Origin of the sequence: Pseudomonas sp. NFACC04-2 (genome assembly GCF_900119265.1) — a bacterium.
Lineage (GTDB): Bacteria > Pseudomonadota > Gammaproteobacteria > Pseudomonadales > Pseudomonadaceae > Aquipseudomonas > Aquipseudomonas fluorescens_AA.
On the sequence record NZ_FPJC01000026.1, the window covers coordinates 44,258 to 60,520 of the forward strand.

The 16,263-nt window shown below is 62.8% G+C and carries 15 protein-coding genes; 9 read left to right on the forward strand and 6 right to left on the reverse strand.

Going from position 1 to position 16,263, the window contains the following annotated elements; genetic code table 11:
- Window position 1 precedes the first annotated feature (1 nt).
- The gene (locus tag BT125_RS25150; protein WP_072411459.1) at window positions 2–421 is read left to right on the forward strand and encodes a polyribonucleotide nucleotidyltransferase; all 420 of its coding nucleotides are present in this window, start codon (window positions 2–4) and stop codon (window positions 419–421) included.
- A 28-nt stretch (window positions 422–449) separates the two neighbouring features.
- Window positions 450–1,343 (forward strand): cation diffusion facilitator family transporter, encoded by an 894-nt coding sequence (locus BT125_RS25155; RefSeq protein ID WP_072411460.1) that lies wholly within the window; start codon window positions 450–452, stop codon window positions 1,341–1,343.
- 126 nt (window positions 1,344–1,469) lie between these two features.
- Here the strand turns inward: BT125_RS25155 and BT125_RS25160 are convergent, their stop codons facing one another.
- Entirely contained in the window at window positions 1,470–2,477 is a 1,008-nt protein-coding gene (locus tag BT125_RS25160) for a DUF6515 family protein (RefSeq protein ID WP_072411461.1), read from the reverse strand.
- Window positions 2,478–2,891: 414 nt separating this feature from the next.
- Here BT125_RS25160 and BT125_RS25170 point away from each other — a divergent pair, with 414 nt between their 5' ends.
- Complete coding sequence (locus BT125_RS25170) at window positions 2,892–3,371, forward strand: Lrp/AsnC family transcriptional regulator (protein WP_003185723.1); 480 nt, start codon at window positions 2,892–2,894, stop codon at window positions 3,369–3,371.
- Between the two features lie 214 nt (window positions 3,372–3,585).
- Window positions 3,586–3,795: a DUF2788 domain-containing protein gene (locus tag BT125_RS25175; RefSeq protein ID WP_003228500.1), complete on the forward strand. Its 210-nt coding sequence runs from the start codon at window positions 3,586–3,588 to the stop codon at window positions 3,793–3,795.
- Here the strand turns inward: BT125_RS25175 and BT125_RS25180 are convergent.
- The 4 genes from BT125_RS25180 to BT125_RS25195 all read right to left on the reverse strand — a co-directional run bounded on the left by BT125_RS25180 (window position 3,790) and on the right by BT125_RS25195 (window position 10,278).
- A complete protein-coding gene (locus BT125_RS25180; protein ID WP_170866871.1) occupies window positions 3,790–4,356 on the reverse strand; it encodes a pseudouridine synthase in 567 nt (188 codons plus the stop codon). The genes BT125_RS25175 and BT125_RS25180 overlap by 6 nt on opposite strands.
- Before the next feature lie 139 nt (window positions 4,357–4,495).
- Entirely contained in the window at window positions 4,496–5,995 is a 1,500-nt protein-coding gene (gene amn, locus BT125_RS25185) for an AMP nucleosidase (protein ID WP_162491255.1), read from the reverse strand.
- A gap of 177 nt (window positions 5,996–6,172) precedes the next feature.
- Window positions 6,173–7,822, reverse strand: a complete 1,650-nt coding sequence (locus BT125_RS25190) for an acyl-CoA dehydrogenase family protein (protein WP_072411474.1) — start codon at window positions 7,820–7,822, stop codon at window positions 6,173–6,175.
- A 71-nt stretch (window positions 7,823–7,893) separates the two neighbouring features.
- Window positions 7,894–10,278, reverse strand: a complete 2,385-nt coding sequence (locus BT125_RS25195; RefSeq protein WP_072411476.1) for a 7TM diverse intracellular signaling domain-containing protein — start codon at window positions 10,276–10,278, stop codon at window positions 7,894–7,896.
- A 415-nt stretch (window positions 10,279–10,693) separates the two neighbouring features.
- Between BT125_RS25195 and BT125_RS25200 the strand changes: the two genes are divergently transcribed.
- The 4 genes from BT125_RS25200 to BT125_RS25215 all read left to right on the forward strand — a co-directional run bounded on the left by BT125_RS25200 (window position 10,694) and on the right by BT125_RS25215 (window position 14,219).
- Complete coding sequence (locus BT125_RS25200) at window positions 10,694–11,491, forward strand: hydroxymethylpyrimidine/phosphomethylpyrimidine kinase (RefSeq protein WP_072411478.1); 798 nt, start codon at window positions 10,694–10,696, stop codon at window positions 11,489–11,491.
- A 17-nt stretch (window positions 11,492–11,508) separates the two neighbouring features.
- A complete protein-coding gene (thiE, locus tag BT125_RS25205) occupies window positions 11,509–12,135 on the forward strand; it encodes a thiamine phosphate synthase (RefSeq protein WP_072411480.1) in 627 nt (208 codons plus the stop codon).
- A gap of 28 nt (window positions 12,136–12,163) precedes the next feature.
- A complete protein-coding gene (hemL, locus tag BT125_RS25210) occupies window positions 12,164–13,447 on the forward strand; it encodes a glutamate-1-semialdehyde 2,1-aminomutase (protein ID WP_060740493.1) in 1,284 nt (427 codons plus the stop codon).
- Window positions 13,448–13,664: 217 nt separating this feature from the next.
- Window positions 13,665–14,219, forward strand: coding sequence for a tetratricopeptide repeat protein (locus BT125_RS25215; RefSeq protein WP_072411482.1), 555 nt, complete (start codon window positions 13,665–13,667; stop codon window positions 14,217–14,219).
- A 128-nt stretch (window positions 14,220–14,347) separates the two neighbouring features.
- On the opposite strand, the gene BT125_RS25220 is transcribed toward BT125_RS25215, so the two are convergent.
- Window positions 14,348–14,677, reverse strand: a complete 330-nt coding sequence (locus tag BT125_RS25220) for a DUF1820 family protein (protein ID WP_003185742.1) — start codon at window positions 14,675–14,677, stop codon at window positions 14,348–14,350.
- Between the two features lie 133 nt (window positions 14,678–14,810).
- On the opposite strand from BT125_RS25220, the gene miaB reads away from it, so the two are divergent.
- The gene (miaB, locus tag BT125_RS25225; protein WP_060740492.1) at window positions 14,811–16,139 is read left to right on the forward strand and encodes a tRNA (N6-isopentenyl adenosine(37)-C2)-methylthiotransferase MiaB; all 1,329 of its coding nucleotides are present in this window, start codon (window positions 14,811–14,813) and stop codon (window positions 16,137–16,139) included.
- Window positions 16,140–16,263: the final 124 nt, after the last annotated feature.

A 16,263-nucleotide genomic window follows, 5' to 3' on the forward strand; every position in this document is an offset into this window, starting at 1 on the left:
TATGCGTATTCCCTTTCGCGTGATCGGTGGCGTGCTGGTCGCCACCCTGCTGACTCAAATCAGCGCCTGTGGCTCGATCTTCTACCCGGACCGTCGCGGCCAGATCGACGGCAAGATCGACCCGGCCATCGCCGCCCTCGATGCCGTCGGCCTGCTGTTCTACATCATCCCCGGCCTGATCGCGTTCGCCGTGGACTTTGCCACCGGTGCCATCTATTTCGAACCGGGCCGCAGCGTCCAGATCGAGCCAGAGAAACTCAAGCCAGCCATCAACCCCGACGGCACGGTCAATAACCAAAAACTGCAGGCAATCCTGGAACACGAACTGGGCCGCAGCTTCCCGCTGGACGATCCTCGACTGATCCAACACAAAGGCAGCGCGCAGCAACTGGCCACCCTTGGCCTCAAACCGGCCGCATGACCGACGCCACCCAAGGAACGACCGCGCCATGACCACCAGCACCGAACACGCTCGCCTGCTGCGCCTGGCCACTCGGGCGTCGGTGGCCGTGGCACTCACCCTGGTGATCGCCAAGGCCCTGGCCTGGTGGCTCAGCGGTTCGGTGAGCATGCTCGCCGGCCTGACTGACTCGGCGCTGGACGGCGTCACTTCGCTGCTCAATCTGCTGGCGGTGCATTACGCTCTGCGCCCCGCCGACGATGACCATCGCTACGGCCATGGCAAGGCAGAATCCCTGGCCGGCATGGCCCAGGCACTGTTCATCGGTGGCAGTGCGGTATTGATAGCCTTGCAGGCCTTCGAACGCCTGAAGAACCCGGTGCCAGTGGAGGCGCCCTGGCTCAGCGTCGGTGTGATTGTGTTTTCCCTGGGGCTGACCCTGGCGCTGCTGGCGTTGCAGCATCGGGTCATCCGCGCCACCGGCTCCAACGCCGTGCGCGCCGACTCGCTGCACTATCGCTCCGACCTGTTGCTCAACGGCAGCATCCTGGTCGCGCTGGTACTGGCCGGGTTCGGTTGGTATCAACTCGACGCCTGGTTCGGCCTGGGGATCGCCGCCTACATCCTGTGGAGCGCCATCCAGATCGCCCGGGAAAGCTTCGCGGTGCTGATGGATGAAGAACTGCCGCCCGACGTCAGCCAGCGCATGCTGGAGCTGGCCTGCGCGGTGCCCGGCGTGCTTGGCGCCCATGACCTACGTACGCGAGTCTCCGGCAACCACTGGTTCGTGCAACTGCACCTGGAGTTGCCGGGGGACCTGACCCTGTCAGTGGCCCACGGCATCAGTGACCAGGCCGCCGATGCCATCCACCGCGCTTATCCGAAGGCCGAAGTGCTGGTGCATGCCGATCCGTCGGACGTGGTGAAACGCACCAGCGCTTGATGCCGAACACAGAATGTGGCGAGGGAGCTTGCTCCCGCTCGGTTGCGCAGCGACCGCAAGATCCTGGGCCTGCTGCGCAGGCCAGCGGGAGCAAGCTCCCTCGCCACAGGGATTTGCGCTGGATATTCAGTACGTCACCTGATACCCACGGCTGCTCAAGCAACTGCCCTGGGCCTGGCGATAGGTCTGCACCACTTCCGGTGCCGGTGGGTAGGTGTAGTTGCGCGGATCGAACCCGCTCTGCTGCACCGCCCAGCGATAGCAGTCGTAGCCATCCTGATTGACCTGCTCGGGCGACTGGCCGTTGGCCGGATAGGCCATCACATCGAAACTGTTGCCCTGGGGTTGCGGCTGCGGGTTGGCGACCGGCGCATCGACCACGACATAATCCTGGGTGTTGGCTTCGTAGATGTAATAGGCGCCGGCAGCGAGGAAGAACAGCGAACTGCCGATCCACACTTCCCGGGCGTAATCGGGCAGGTAACGGGTGCGGATGCCCCGCGGTGGCGCGACCACGACGTAACGCGGTCCTTGCGGGCGGTACCAGTAGCCGCCCGAATAGAAATAGTCCTGGCCGCGATAAGGCACGCGGTAGTTACGATCCGGGAAACGGTCGATCACATAACCCGGACGGTATTGCGGCCCCGGACCCCAACCGTTGCCATGCCCATCCGGCCGACCGGGCCAATGCTGACCGGGACGACCGTCATGGTCTGGTCGCGGACCTGCGTTCGGATAGCCATCGTTGCGCCGAGGGATATCGCGGTAATACCCCGGTTGCGGTTCCCGGGTCTGGGTCACGCTGTCGGGCCGGCCCTGGATGGGCAAGTTGTTGCCGGGCGGCGGCTGCGGCGGGCGGCCGTGAGCGTTAGGGTCCTGCGGTGGACGCTCGTAGTGTTGTCCACCCGGGTTCTGCGGCCTGACCTCGAACTGACGACTGTTATCGCCCCGAATGATTTCGTTGCTCTGTGGCCGTGGCTGGCCCGAGTAACCCTGGCCGTTGCCGCCGCGTCCTTCCTGCCCGCGACCGCCGTCCGGGCCGCCACGGTTTTGCTGATCGTCGGCCATTCCCTGCGCACTGACACTCGCCCACAACAGACCAACACCTGCCAAACGCCAGATGCGCGACTTCATGAAATTCCTCACAACGATTCAGGGCCTGATGATAAGACTGGGAAAGCCCAGGCCGGTTCTGCGACAGATTATCAACCACTGGGTTTATTTCGCAGGCATTAAAAAAGGGAGGCCCGTCGGCCTCCCCTTGAGAATTTCGTCCGTGCTCGACGCTTATGACGTCGGCTCACCTCACGCCGTCTTCTGGACGGTGTGCAGCTCGGGGGTCTGCCAGTACCGGTGGGTACTGCGACCGCAGCCGGCCTGATTGGGCGGGCCGCACTGGACTGTTTGTCCGAGCAGTGATCTTGGTGATAAGCATAAGCCTGGGGTGCCGACAGATGATTGCGAAGATTGCGGAAATAAACATCACTTGCGCAATTTTTAACCCCGGATAGATAATCCACCGCAATTATCAAGATAAAGGCCCGACCGATGAGCAAACTCGACCGTTACGACCTGAGCATTCTGGCGGAATTGCAGCGCGATGCGCGCATCTCCAACCAGGAACTGGCCGAACGCATCGGCCTGTCGCCCTCCCCCTGCTCGCGGCGGGTCAAGCAGTTGGAGGATGACGGCTACATCACCCGCCAGGTCGCCCTGCTCGACCGCAAGCTACTGGGTCTGAGCCTGACGGCTTATGTGCTGATCGGCATGGACCGCCACACCCCCGAGCGCTTCGAAAACTTCGAAGCCGCCATCCGCAACCTGCCGCAAGTGCTGGAGTGCAGCCTGGTCACGGGCATGGATGCGGACTACCAGCTCAAGGTCGTGGTGCCGGACATGGACCATTACCAGAAACTGCTGTTGGGGCACCTGACCCGGATCGATGGCGTCACCAGCGTGCGCTCCAGCTTTGTGCTGAACCAGGTGCTCAACAGCACCGAGTTGCCGTTGACTCACCTGCGCAGCTAAGAACGCCATCGCGAGCAAGCTCGCTCCCACAGGGGCCGGGCGCTCACAGATATTGCGCTCGCCATACATCCAATGTGGGAGCGAGCTTGCTCGCGATAGCGTCAGCCCAGGCGATGAATAGCTGCGACACACCGCCGCAGGCCAATCCCCCGCCCGCCCCCCATGCCTTATACTCGCCGCGCCTTTTCAATCCCGCCCACGCCGGAGTGTCCTGATGGATCCTGCTGTTTTCGAAGAGTGGATGATGACCGGCCTGGTCAGCATCCTGATCATTTTCATGGGCTTCATCGTCTGGGACCTGGCGAAGAAGTCCAAGGCCGGGCGTTTTGGCTCGTTCATCCTGTTTTTCGTGCTGGGCCTCGGCGTGGCCGCGTTCATCATCAAGAGCGTAGTGATCGGCCTGATCGAATCAGGCGCGTTATAAGCGCGCCGGGACTTCTTTCCACTGGCCCTGATCGAGCCCTTCGATCGTCCAGTCGCCGATCCTGACCCGCACCAGGCGCAGTGTCGGCAGGCCCACCGCGGCGGTCATGCGTCGCACCTGACGGTTGCGCCCTTCGCGGATCACCAGTTCCAGCCAGCTCGTGGGCACGCTTTTACGAAAACGCACCGGCGGGTTGCGCGGCCATAATTGCGGTTCGTCCAATTGGCGTGCCTCGGCTGGCAACGTCATGCCGTCATTCAACTCCACCCCATCGCGCAAACACTGCAACTGTTCGGCACTCGGCTCACCTTCTACTTGCACCCAATAGGTCTTGGCCAGCTTGTGCTTGGGGTCGGCAATACGCGCCTGCAATTGACCATCGTTGGTCAGCAACAGCAAACCTTCACTGTCGCGATCCAGCCGCCCGGCCGGGTAGATGCCCGGTACGTCGATAAAATCCTTGAGCGTCGCCCGCCCCTCACCGTCGCTGAATTGCGTCAGCACGTCGAAGGGTTTGTTGAACAGGATCAGCTTTGGCTCGGCCGGCGGAGCCTTGGCCACACGGCGCGGCGCAGCGGCGGGAAGCTTCGCGCCAGGGCGACGGGAAGCGGGGCGTGGAGGACGGGGCATGGCGAATACAACATCTAACGGTCGGGGCCGACCATGCTAGTGGCCCGACCGTTAAATGACCACCATCCGATCAGCGGAACGGCGGCTCGTCGAAGCTGCGCAGCTTGCGCGAATGCAACGAGTTGAGTTCGGTGCGCAACAGGTCCAGCGCCTCGATGCCGATCTTCAGGTGCTGGTTGACCGCTCGCTCATAGAACGCGTTGGCCGAACCCGGCAGCTTGATTTCGCTATGCAGTGGCTTGTCCGAAACGCACAGCAACGTGCCATAGGGCACTCGCAGGCGATAACCCTGGGCAGCGATGGTGCCGCTCTCCATATCCACCGCCACGGCGCGAGACAGGTTGATCAGCGGACGTTCCTGGGCCCAGCGCAGTTCCCAGTTGCGATCGTCGTAAGTCAGCACGGTGCCGGTGCGCAGGCGCTTTTTCAGCTCATCGCCCTTCTCGCCGGTGATGTTCGCCGCCGCCTGCTGAAGCGCCATCTGCACTTCGGCCAGGGCTGGAATCGGAATGTTCGGCGGCACCACCCGGTCGAGAATGCCATCGCGACGCATGTAGGCGTGGGCCAGCACGTAGTCACCGATAGTCTGGGACTGCCGCAGTCCGCCGCAGTGGCCGATCATCAGCCAGCAATGCGGCCGCAGCACGGCCAGGTGGTCGGTGATGTTCTTGGCGTTGGACGGGCCAACGCCGATGTTCACCAGGGTCACGCCATGGCCGTCGTTGGTCTGCAGGTGATAAGCCGGCATCTGGTAACGGTGCCAGACCACACCGGCAGCGATGGCCGACGCTTCGCCATGGTCCATGTTCTTGTCGATGATCACGTTGCCCGGCAGAACCATGCGCACAAAGCGCGGGTCGCTGCGCAGCTGCTCCAGGCCATGGACGATGAACTGGTCGACATAGCGGTGATAGTTGGTCAGCAGGATCCACGGCTGCACGTGGCGCCAGTCGCTGCCGGTGTAATGCACCAGCCGGCGCAGGGAAAAGTCCACCCGCGCGGCATCGAACAGCGCCAGGGGCAGCGGGTCGGTGTTTTCCCAGTCATAGAGGCCGTCGGCGATGCCATCGGTGGCGGCCGACAGGTCAGTGCTGGGGAATACCCGCGCCAGCACGGCGGCGGTCACGCCGGAGCCGGCCAGTTCGTCGCCCTGCTCCACCACGTACGGGTACGGGATGTTCTGCTCGCTGACGCCCACTTCCACGGTGACGGTAAAGTCATGCATCAGCGGGACCAGCTGTTCCAGCAGGTATTTACGGAACGCGGCGGGATGGGTGACGGTAACGCTGTAGGTGCCGGGCAACTGGACCTTGGCATAGGCTCGCGTGGTTTGCGGGACTTCGCCGTGGCAATGATAGGTCAGGCGCAGAGCGGGATAGCGAAACAATGCACGCTGTTCGGCATCCGGCTCGATGCGGTCCTTGAGATAACGCATCAGCGCCTGGTTCAGCGCGGTGGTCGCACGCTCGTGCAGGGCCGCTAGACGATCCACGGCTTGTTCGGCGGTTTGAACGACAATAAACGCTTCGGTCACGATCAGCTTCCTGTGTTCTGACTTGCAGGCCTTCATCTTGCCTGCATCGCCGCCCGACGGGAACAGTGGCGTATTGAGTATTCTCGGCGTCATGAAAACCTGTGGGAGCGGGCTTGCCCGCGAAGGCGTCGGCACATCCAGCCTCTTCGGCGACTGACACACCGCTTTCGCGAGCAAGCCCGCTCCCACAGGACTTTGTGTTGGCCTTCTTGCCTAGAATCCGTGCGGGGTCGAGCGGGTAACGATGGCCTCGACATCCAAGCCCCGAGGCAGGGCACCGTACACCCGGCCGGCCGACCCCAGGCGACTGGCGATAAAAGCATCGCTGACTGCACTGTTCCCTGCTTCCAGCAACAGCTTGGCTTGCAGACCGACGGCGATGTCTTCGGTCAATTGCCGGGCGCGGTACTGGATGTCATCGGTGTCCTTGAAGGCTGTGTGCAATTGCTGGATGTGCCCGGCCAGGCGCTTGTCGCCATGGCCGTCGCCCAGTTCGCTGAACAAGACCTCCAGCACACCTGGCTCCTTGGACAGGGCGCGCAACACATCCAGGCACTGCACGTTGCCTGAGCCTTCCCACGTCGAGTTGACCGGTGCTTCACGGTACAGGCGCGGCAGGATGCTGTCTTCGACGTAGCCGGCACCGCCCATGCATTCGGCGGCTTCGTTGATCATCGCGGGGGCACGCTTGCAGATCCAGTACTTGCCCACCGCCGTCACCAGCCGGGCGAACTTGGCCTCATGCTCGTCATTCAAATGATCCAACGCCCGGCCCATGCGCAGGCTCAAGGCCAGGGCGGCCTCGCTTTCCAACGCCAGGTCAGCCAGGACGTTCTGCATCAGCGGCTGTTCGCTCAACAGCTTGCCACCGACCTTGCGGTGCGCGCAGTGATGACTGGCCTGGGTCAACGCCTGGCGCATCAGGGCGCTGGAGCCGACCATGCAATCGAAGCGGGTCATGGCCACCATCTCGATGATCGTCGGCACGCCGCGGCCTTCTTCGCCGACCATCCAGGCCAGTGCGCCACGGAATTCGACTTCGCTGGAGGCGTTGGAACAGTTACCCAGCTTGTTCTTCAAGCGCTGGATGTAGAACTGATTGCGCGTGTCGTCGGGACGATGGCGCGGCAGCAGGAAACAGGTCAGGCCCTTGTCGGTCTGGGCCAAGGTGAGGAAAGCGTCGCACATCGGTGCCGAACAGAACCATTTGTGCCCCACCAGTTCATAGGCCTGGCCCGGACCGCTGGCACCCACCGGATAGGCCTTGGTGGTGTTGGCCCGCACATCGGTGCCGCCCTGTTTTTCAGTCATCGCCATGCCCAGGGTCACCCCGGCCTTGTGGGCCATGCCGACGTTGCGCGGGTCGTACTCGGTGGCCAGCACCTTCGGCAGCCAGCGCTCGGCCAGATCCGGTTGCAGGCGCAGCGCCGGCACGCTGGCAAAGGTCATGGTCAACGGGCAACCCGTACCGGCTTCGGCCTGGCTGTGCAGATAGGTCATCGACGCCCGGGCGACATGGGCGCCGGGTTGTGGATGGGCCCAAGGCAAACTCGGCAGGCCATGCTCGACGGCGGTGCGCATCAACTGATGATAAGCGGGATGGAACTCCACTAGGTCGATGCGATGACCGTAGCGGTCATGACTGGAAAAAACCGGTTTGTTCTGGTTGGCCAGGAAGCCCGCTTCCATCAACGGCCCGCCGGCCAGCGCCCCATACGCATCGATCCGCGCCTGCGCCCAGCCAGCCCCAAAGCGCTGCGACCACTGCTGCAACGGCAGGTCGATACGGTACAGGTTGGCGCCATCCAAGGACGGCGGCTGATTGGTGACGTCGTGGGTTTCAGCGAACTGGTGCAGGTTCATGACAGGGCTCCTCGATCGGCCAGGGATTCAGTTAAGCACCGCCTCCAGGCCGAACAAAGTGTCATATACGCCTAAATATCGGCGCTTTCACCCTGTCTCGGACAAAGCACCCGGCGCTGGAGCGTTGCCTGCAATGCGTCGAATTTAACCGGTTTGCTCAGGTAGTCGATCAGCGCGCCCGAGGGGCAGTGCTCCTGCCCCAGGTTCGGGCTGACCACCAGTACCGGCAACTCTTCGCAGCCAGACAACGAACGGATCTGGCAGCAGACCGACACACCGTCCAGCGGCGGCGACTGGCAATCGAGCAGCACCGCGTCAAAGCGCTCGCCGTGCAGCAGATCCAGCGCCGCGCGGCCACTGTCGGCCGTGCGCACCCGATAACCCAACTTGAGCAACATGCCGCGCATGACCAACTGATCGATGTTGTTGTCATCCGCCAGCAGCACCGTGCAATCCTGGGGCTGGCGCGAGCCCTGGCGGCCACCGAAGGAAAACGGCGTCGGGACCGCCGCTGGCAGGGCCACATCAAACTCCACGTCCACCTGGAACCGACTGCCGCGACCGGGCTCGGAAGTGTGGGTCAGGCGCCCGCCCAGCAGTTCCACCAGTTGCCGACAGATAGCCAGGCCCACGCCGAGACCGCCATATTCGCGGGTCATCGAGCCGTCGAGCTGGAAGAAGCGCTGGTACAAGGTCGCTTCCCCCAAGTCGGTAAAGCCGATCCCGGTGTCGATGACGGCAAAGGACAATACCAGCCGATCGAGCTCTGTCGGCCGCCCGCTGACGCGCAGCGCCAGGCCGCCCACCCGGGTGAACTTGATCGCATTGTCCAGCAAGCATTCCAGGCATTGGGCCAGTTTGCCGCTGTCGCCGATCAACCGATCCGCCAGGCCCGGGGACACGTCGACCTTGAAATCCAGGCCCTTGGCCGCAGCATTGGCGCCGAACTGCACCTGCAGCGCATCGATCACCCCACGCAGGCTGAACGGCGCCGGATAGACCTTGAGTTTGCCGGCCTGCAACTCGGTGAGGGTGAGGATGCCATTGACCATGCGCATCATGTCCCGCGCCGATCCGGCGGCGGTCTGTTGATACTGGGTCAGTTCCTCGTCCATCTCGACGGTTTCCATCAACTCCAGGGAACCGATCACGCCATTCATCGGCGTGCGCAGTTCGTGGGTCAAGGTGGCGAGGAACTCATCCTTGAGCTTGTTGCCGTGGGCCAACTGCTGGTTGAGCACTTCGAGTTTCTGCCCGGCGTCCAACAAGGTCTGGGCCTGCTGTTCGCGCATGGCATTGATGCGGTCGGCCAAGGCCAGGGACAACAGCGCCACTTCGATGGCCGAGCCGATCTGGCTGGCGTACATGGTCAGGAAGACGTTCGGCAGGTAGCCCAGCACCATCAAGGTATTGATGATGCCCCCCAGCAGAAACGCCGACCAGGCAATGATGAAATAACGCGCCACCCGCAAGCCACGCCACCAGGCGAACAACCCCGCGGCAAAGATCGCCACCGTGAACACCAGCGCCAACGCCGTTGCCAGGCGCAGGGCCAGGGCATAGCTGGTCATCAGCGACAGGCCGATGACCACGGCACTGTAGCCGATCAGCGCCAGCAGCATGCGGTCCATCCAGCGGCCATGCTGGGCGGTCTGCAGGAAGCTGCGGGCGAACTGGCTGCCAAACAGGCCCGCGCAGCCGATGAAAAACGGCGTCGCGGCGTTGGCCCACCAGGGGTTGTCCGGCCAGAAGTACTCCACGGCGGCACCGTTGACCGACAACTGGTACAGGCCGAACGAGGCGATGTAGAAGATGTAATAGAGATAGCTGGTATCGCGCACGCTCAGGTAGATGAACAGGTTGTACACCAGCATTCCCAGGAGCACGCCATAGATGATGCCCAGCACGTACAGGCGCACCGGCTGTTGCTCGAGGTACGCGGTGCTCGACCACAGCGTCAACGGCGCCTGGATCGAACCCTGGCTTTGCAGGCGCAAATAGACGGTCTGTTGTTGCTCGGGTTTGAACGCCAGGCTGAACAGGTAGTTGTTCTGGCGGATCTCGCGGCTGGCGAACGGCAACGCATCACCGGTCTGACGAACCAGGCGATAGGCCCCCGCCGCGTCGGGCAGGTACAAGTCGAGGTGGTCCAGCGGCGGGTATGCCAGCTCCAGCAGCCAGGTGCGCTGGGCGTCCGGATTGTCGGGGCGATAGTGCAGATCGATTTTCAACCAGAAGGCCGATCGTGAGTAACCGGCGTTCAGCGTGGCTTTGTCGTGGGGCTTGAAAGCACCCGCTGCGGACTGGGCCAGGACCTCATCCAGGGTGGCCGTGCCGCCCGCGTCCTCGAACACTTGCAAGGCATGGCCCAAGGGCAGGCTTTGGGTGAATTCATCGAATTCCAGGGCACTTGCCAGAGGGGGCAAGCACAGCAGTAACATCAGCAAATAGCGCATTGAAGCCCCAGCGTGGCCTGTCCGGTTGAGTCAGGAAGCCCCCCATTCCCTGAGTAGACGTAAAACCGGCATTACCTGTTATGTGTTGGATCCATCTCTAGCATAGCCGTTGATGGCCAATTTGCACCATTGAAATCTTTCCTACTGAAGGCTCTAGAACGGGCGTTTCAGAGCAAAGCATTGAGATAGAGCTGTTGCTTTGGTCAGACAGGAATCTTGAACGATGACTCACCGTGGCGAGGGAGCTTGCTCCCGCTCGGGCGCGAAGCGGCCGCCTGTTATCGGGAGGCGCTTCGCACCTCAGCGGGAGCAAGCTCCCTCGCCACGATGAGCCGGGCCTTGCCATCACAGGCAGCGTACAAATCCTCTGACTCCCACCACCGATAAAACAGGTTTGGTGGTAAGCTCGCGCACCATGAATATCTACAGCTCTCGCCCCGTTGTCCTCTGCCTCTCCGGCCACGATCCCAGTGGTGGCGCCGGTTTACAGGCAGATATCGAAGCCCTGCTCGCCCAGGGCTGTCATGCCGCCCCGGCCGTTACCGCATTGACCGTGCAAGACACCGTCAACGTCAGCGATTTCCGCGTGCTCGATCGCGAGTGGGTGCTGGCGCAAGCCAATGCCGTGCTCAACGATTCGCCGGTCGCGGCGGTCAAGCTGGGGATGCTCGGCTCGTTGGAAATGGTCGACACAGTGGTCGAACTGCTCCAGGCCCACCCGCATCTGCCGATGGTCTGCGACCCGGTGCTGCGCGCCGGCGGTGGCGGACGCCTGGGCAAGGATGAGGTCGGCTACGCCATGCGCGAACGCCTGCTGCCCCTGGCAATCATCGCCACCCCCAACCTGCCTGAAGCCCGCATCCTCGCCGAACTGCCCGAGGGCAGCGCCGACGAGTGTGCGGAAAAACTGTTGCCCTTCGTCAAACACCTGTTGATCACCGGCGGTCACGGCGACGAACATGAAGTCCATAATCGCCTGTACAGCCGCGATGGCGGCCGTGAAACCTTTACCTGCCAGCGCTTGCCCGGCAGCTACCATGGTTCCGGCTGCACCCTGGCCAGCGCCCTGGCCGGCCGGCTGGCCCAGGGCGAACAACTCGCCAGCGCCGTCAAGACAGCACTGGATTACACCTGGCGCACCTTGCGCGATGCCGAACAACTGGGCAAAGGCCAGTTCGTGCCGCGTCGCCTGCCGCTGGATTTCTGTTCGTAGCACCGGAGGCCTGTGGAATGAAATTACGTGGCCTGTACGCCATCACCGATAGCCAATTGCTGGCCGGCAAGTTCCTCGCTTATGTAGAAGCAGCGCTGGAAGGTGGCGTGACCCTGCTGCAATACCGCGACAAAAGCAGCGACGAAGCCCGCCGCCTGCGAGAGGCCGAAGCCCTGCGCAACCTGTGCGAGCGCTACAAGACCCAGTTGATCATCAACGACGATGCCGAACTGGCCGCGCGCCTGGGCGTCGGTGTGCACCTGGGCCAGACCGATGGCCCGCTGGCGCCGGTGAGGGCGCTGCTCGGGCACAAGGCGATCGTCGGCTCCACCTGCCACGCCAGCCTGGCCCTGGCCGAACAGGCCGCCAGCGAAGGCGCCAGTTATGTCGCGTTCGGGCGCTTTTTCAACTCCAACACCAAGCCCGGCGCCCCCAGCGCAAACCTTGAACTGCTCGAACAGGCGCGCATCAAACTGCATATTCCGGTGTGCGCCATCGGCGGCATCACCCTGGAGAACGCCGCCCCGCTGGTGGCCCACGGGGTCGACCTGCTGGCGGTGGTCCACGGCCTGTTCGGCGCCGACAGCAGCGCTGAAGTGACGCGCCGCGCCCGCGCCTTCAACGCGCTGCTGCAGATCAAATAGTCCATTTTTCGTTTTCGAGAGCCCAACCATGTCCCGTTCCGAAACCCTGTTTGCCAACGCCCAGAAACACATCCCCGGCGGCGTGAACTCGCCTGTTCGTGCGTTCAAGAGCGTCGGCGGCACCCCGCTGTTCTTCAAGCATGCCGAAGGCGCGTACGTCACCGACGAAGACGACAAGCGTTATGTGGACTACGTCGGCTCCTGGGGCCCGATGATCCTCGGCCACAGCCATCCGGACGTGCTGGATGCAGTGCGCAAGCAATTGGTCCACGGCCTGTCCTACGGCGCCCCGACCGCGATGGAAACCGAGATGGCCGACCTGGTCTGCTCGATCGTGCCGTCGATGGAAATGGTGCGCATGGTCAGTTCCGGTACCGAGGCGACCATGAGTGCGATCCGCCTGGCGCGGGGCTACACCGGTCGCGACAGCATCATCAAGTTCGAAGGCTGCTACCACGGTCACTCCGACAGCCTGCTGGTCAAGGCCGGCTCCGGCGCACTGACCCAGGGCGTGCCGAGCTCGGCCGGCGTACCGGCAGCGTTCGCCAAACACACTCTGACCCTGCCGTTCAACGACCTTGAAGAAGTCGAGAAGATGCTCGGCGAAGTCGGCCAGGAAGTGGCGTGCATCATTGTCGAGCCGGTGGCCGGCAACATGAACTGCGTGCCGCCGGCACCGGGTTTCCTCGAAGGCCTGCGCAGCCTGTGCGACCAGCACGGCGTGGTGTTGATTTTCGATGAAGTGATGACCGGTTTCCGCGTGGCCCTCGGCGGCGCCCAGGCCCATTACGGCGTCACGCCGGACCTGAGCACCTTCGGCAAGATCATCGGCGGCGGCATGCCGGTCGGCTGTTTCGGCGGCAAGCGCGCCATCATGGAATGCATCGCGCCGCTGGGCCCGGTTTACCAGGCCGGCACGCTGTCGGGCAACCCGCTGGCCATGGCCGCCGGCCTGACCACCCTGCGCCTGATCAGCCGCCCGGGCTTCCACGCCGAACTGACCGACTACACCACTCGCCTGCTCGACGGCCTGCAGATCCGCGCCGATGCGGCGGGTATCCCCTTCGTGACCACCCAAGCCGGCGGCATGTTTGGCCTGTATTTCAGTGGCGCCGATGACATCGTCACCTTCGAAGACGTCATGGCCAGCGATGCCGACCGGTTCAAGCGCTTCTTCCACCTGATGCTCGACGGCGGCGTGTACCTGGCCCCGAGTGCGTTCGAAGCCGGCTTCACCTCCATCGCCCATGGCGAGACCGAGCTGAAGATCACCCTCGATGCAGCCGAACGGGCCTTCGCGGCACTGAAGTAAGCCTGTGGATAACTGACGCTGGCTGAAGCTGGCGTCAGTTATTGCTGACAACCTCCCGCCCTTTTCCTACGTATTTATGCCCGAAGCTGCTATTAGCATTCCCGTGCAGCAGAAAAACGAGTAAAGACTTTGTAAGGATGGCCCTGCTTATTTCATAATGCGCGCTTATTGGATCCCCCGGAGGGTCCGCGCGCCCCTCAGAGGTAAGTCGATTCCCATGAACCGCACCGGCCGCACCCTTGCCTTGGGCTGCCTGTTGCTCCTTCAGCCGCTGCTGGCGAATGCACAGGCAGGCGGCAACTCGTTGTTGATCCCGGCGCTGGGCCGTTGCACGCTCAATACCCAGCCACAAGATCTCGCACCGGCACTCGACGCCTGTCAAAAAGCGGCGGACGCAGGTGATGCACAAGCGCAATACGAGTTGGGCGAGTTCTACTACGAAGGCAAGGCTGCACCCCGCGACCTCAAGCAGGCCCTCAACTACTTCGAAAAAGCCTCGCTGCAAGGCCATGCCCAGGCGCAATTCAAGCTCGGCGGCATGTTCTTCCATGGCGAAGGCGTGCCGGCCAACAACGTCCAGGCCTACATCGTCTTGAAGATGGCCGCGGTCAACGGCGCCGAAGATGCCCTGGACACCGCCGACGAAGTCGCCGAGCAGATGCCCCGCGACGAGTTGGAAGTGGCGACCCAGGTGCTGGGCCAGATCTTTCGCAAATACCTGATGGAATTGCAGAACGCCGATGGGCGTACGCCTTTTTCGCCGCTGCCCTGAATCCGCCACCAGCCCCTGTGGCGAGGGAGCTTGCTCCCGCTGGGCTGCGCAGCGGCCCTAAGATTTCTGGGAGCGCTTCGCACTCCAGCGGGAGCAAGCTCCCTCGCCGCTGAGGACTGTGCTCAGGTTTACTTCTCAGGCATCGGCATCGGAAACGGCATCACGTTGCCCACCGCGCCGCGGGCTTCGCTGATTTTCGGCGTGCCCAGGCGTTCGACTTCGTCGATGCGCACGATCGAATGCATCGGCACGAAACTGCGCACCACGCCTTCGAACTGCGCCTTGAGCTTTTCTTCGCTCGGATCGACGACCACTTGCGTGCGCTCGCCAAAGACGAACTCTTCCACTTCCAGGAAGCCCCACAGATCGCTTTGATAGATCTGCTTGGCGTACATTTCGAACACCTGGCCCTGGTTGAGGAAAATCACCTTGTAGATTGGAGCTTCACGTTTGGTCATGGCTGGCGAAACACATCGGCGGGTAAAAATGAGGGCGCGAACTATAGCATAGCCACTGCTCGCACAGCGGTAGGAACCGCGGGACTTGTTCCCTATAATGCGCGGTTCTTTGAATCACGTGATGACTCCGTCCATGGCCAAGAAGCTTTACATCGAAACCCACGGTTGCCAGATGAACGAGTACGACAGCTCGCGCATGGTCGATCTGCTGGGTGAACACCAGGCCCTGGAAGTCACTGCCCGCGCCGAAGACGCGGACGTGATCCTGCTCAATACCTGCTCGATTCGCGAGCGCGCCCAGGACCGGGTGTATTCCCAACTGGGCCGCTGGCGCGAGCTGAAGCTGGCCAACCCGGAAATGGTCATCGCCGTGGGCGGTTGCGTGGCCAGCCAGGAAGGCGCGGCCATTCGTGATCGTGCTCCGTACGTGGACGTGGTCTTCGGCCCACAGACCTTGCACCGCCTGCCGGAGATGATCGACGCCGCGCGCGCGACCAAGCTGCCGCAAGTGGATGTCTCGTTTCCGGAAATCGAAAAATTCGACCACCTGCCCGAACCGCGCATCGACGGCCCAAGCGCCTATGTGTCGGTGATGGAAGGCTGCAGCAAGTACTGCACGTTCTGCGTGGTGCCCTATACCCGCGGTGAGGAAGTCAGCCGACCGTTCGACGACGTGATCGCCGAGATCATCCATCTGGCGGAAAACGGCGTGCGCGAAGTGACCCTGCTGGGGCAGAACGTCAACGGCTATCGCGGCCTGACCCATGACGGGCGCCTGGCGGACCTCGCCGAGCTGATCCGCGTGGTGGCGGCGGTGGACGGTATCGACCGCATCCGCTACACCACGTCCCATCCGCTGGAGTTCTCCGACAGCCTGATCCAGGCCCACGCCGAGGTTCCCGAGCTGGTCAAGCACCTGCATTTGCCGGTGCAATCGGGTTCCGACCGGATCCTCGCGGCCATGAAGCGCAACCACACGGCGCTGGAGTACAAATCCAAGCTGCGCAAGTTGCGCGCGGCAGTGCCGGGCATCTGCATCAGTTCGGACTTTATCGTCGGTTTCCCCGGCGAAACCGAGAAAGACTTCCAGCAGACCATGAAGTTGATCGAAGACGTGGGCTTCGACTTCTCCTATTCCTTCGTCTACAGCCAGCGCCCTGGAACCCCGGCGGCCGACCTGGCGGACGACACCCCGGAAGAACTGAAAAAAGAACGGCTCAACGCCTTGCAGCATCGCCTCAACCAGCAAGGTTTCGAGATCAGCCGACAAATGGTCGGTTCCGTCCAGCGGATTCTGGTGACCGATTATTCGAAAAAAGACCCCGGCGAGCTGCAAGGGCGTACCGAAAACAACCGCATCGTCAATTTCCGTTGCGACACCCCGGCCCTGATCGGCCAGTTCGCCGATGTGCACATCGACGCCGCGCAACCGCACTCCCTGCGCGGTTCGCTGATCCAATAGCAACGCGAATCCTTGTGGGAGCGGGCTTGCTCGCGAAGGCGGCATGCCAGGCGACACCTGTGCTGGATGCAAGACCGCTTTCGCGAGCAAGCCCGCTCCCACAAAAGACCGCGCCGGTCGCTGG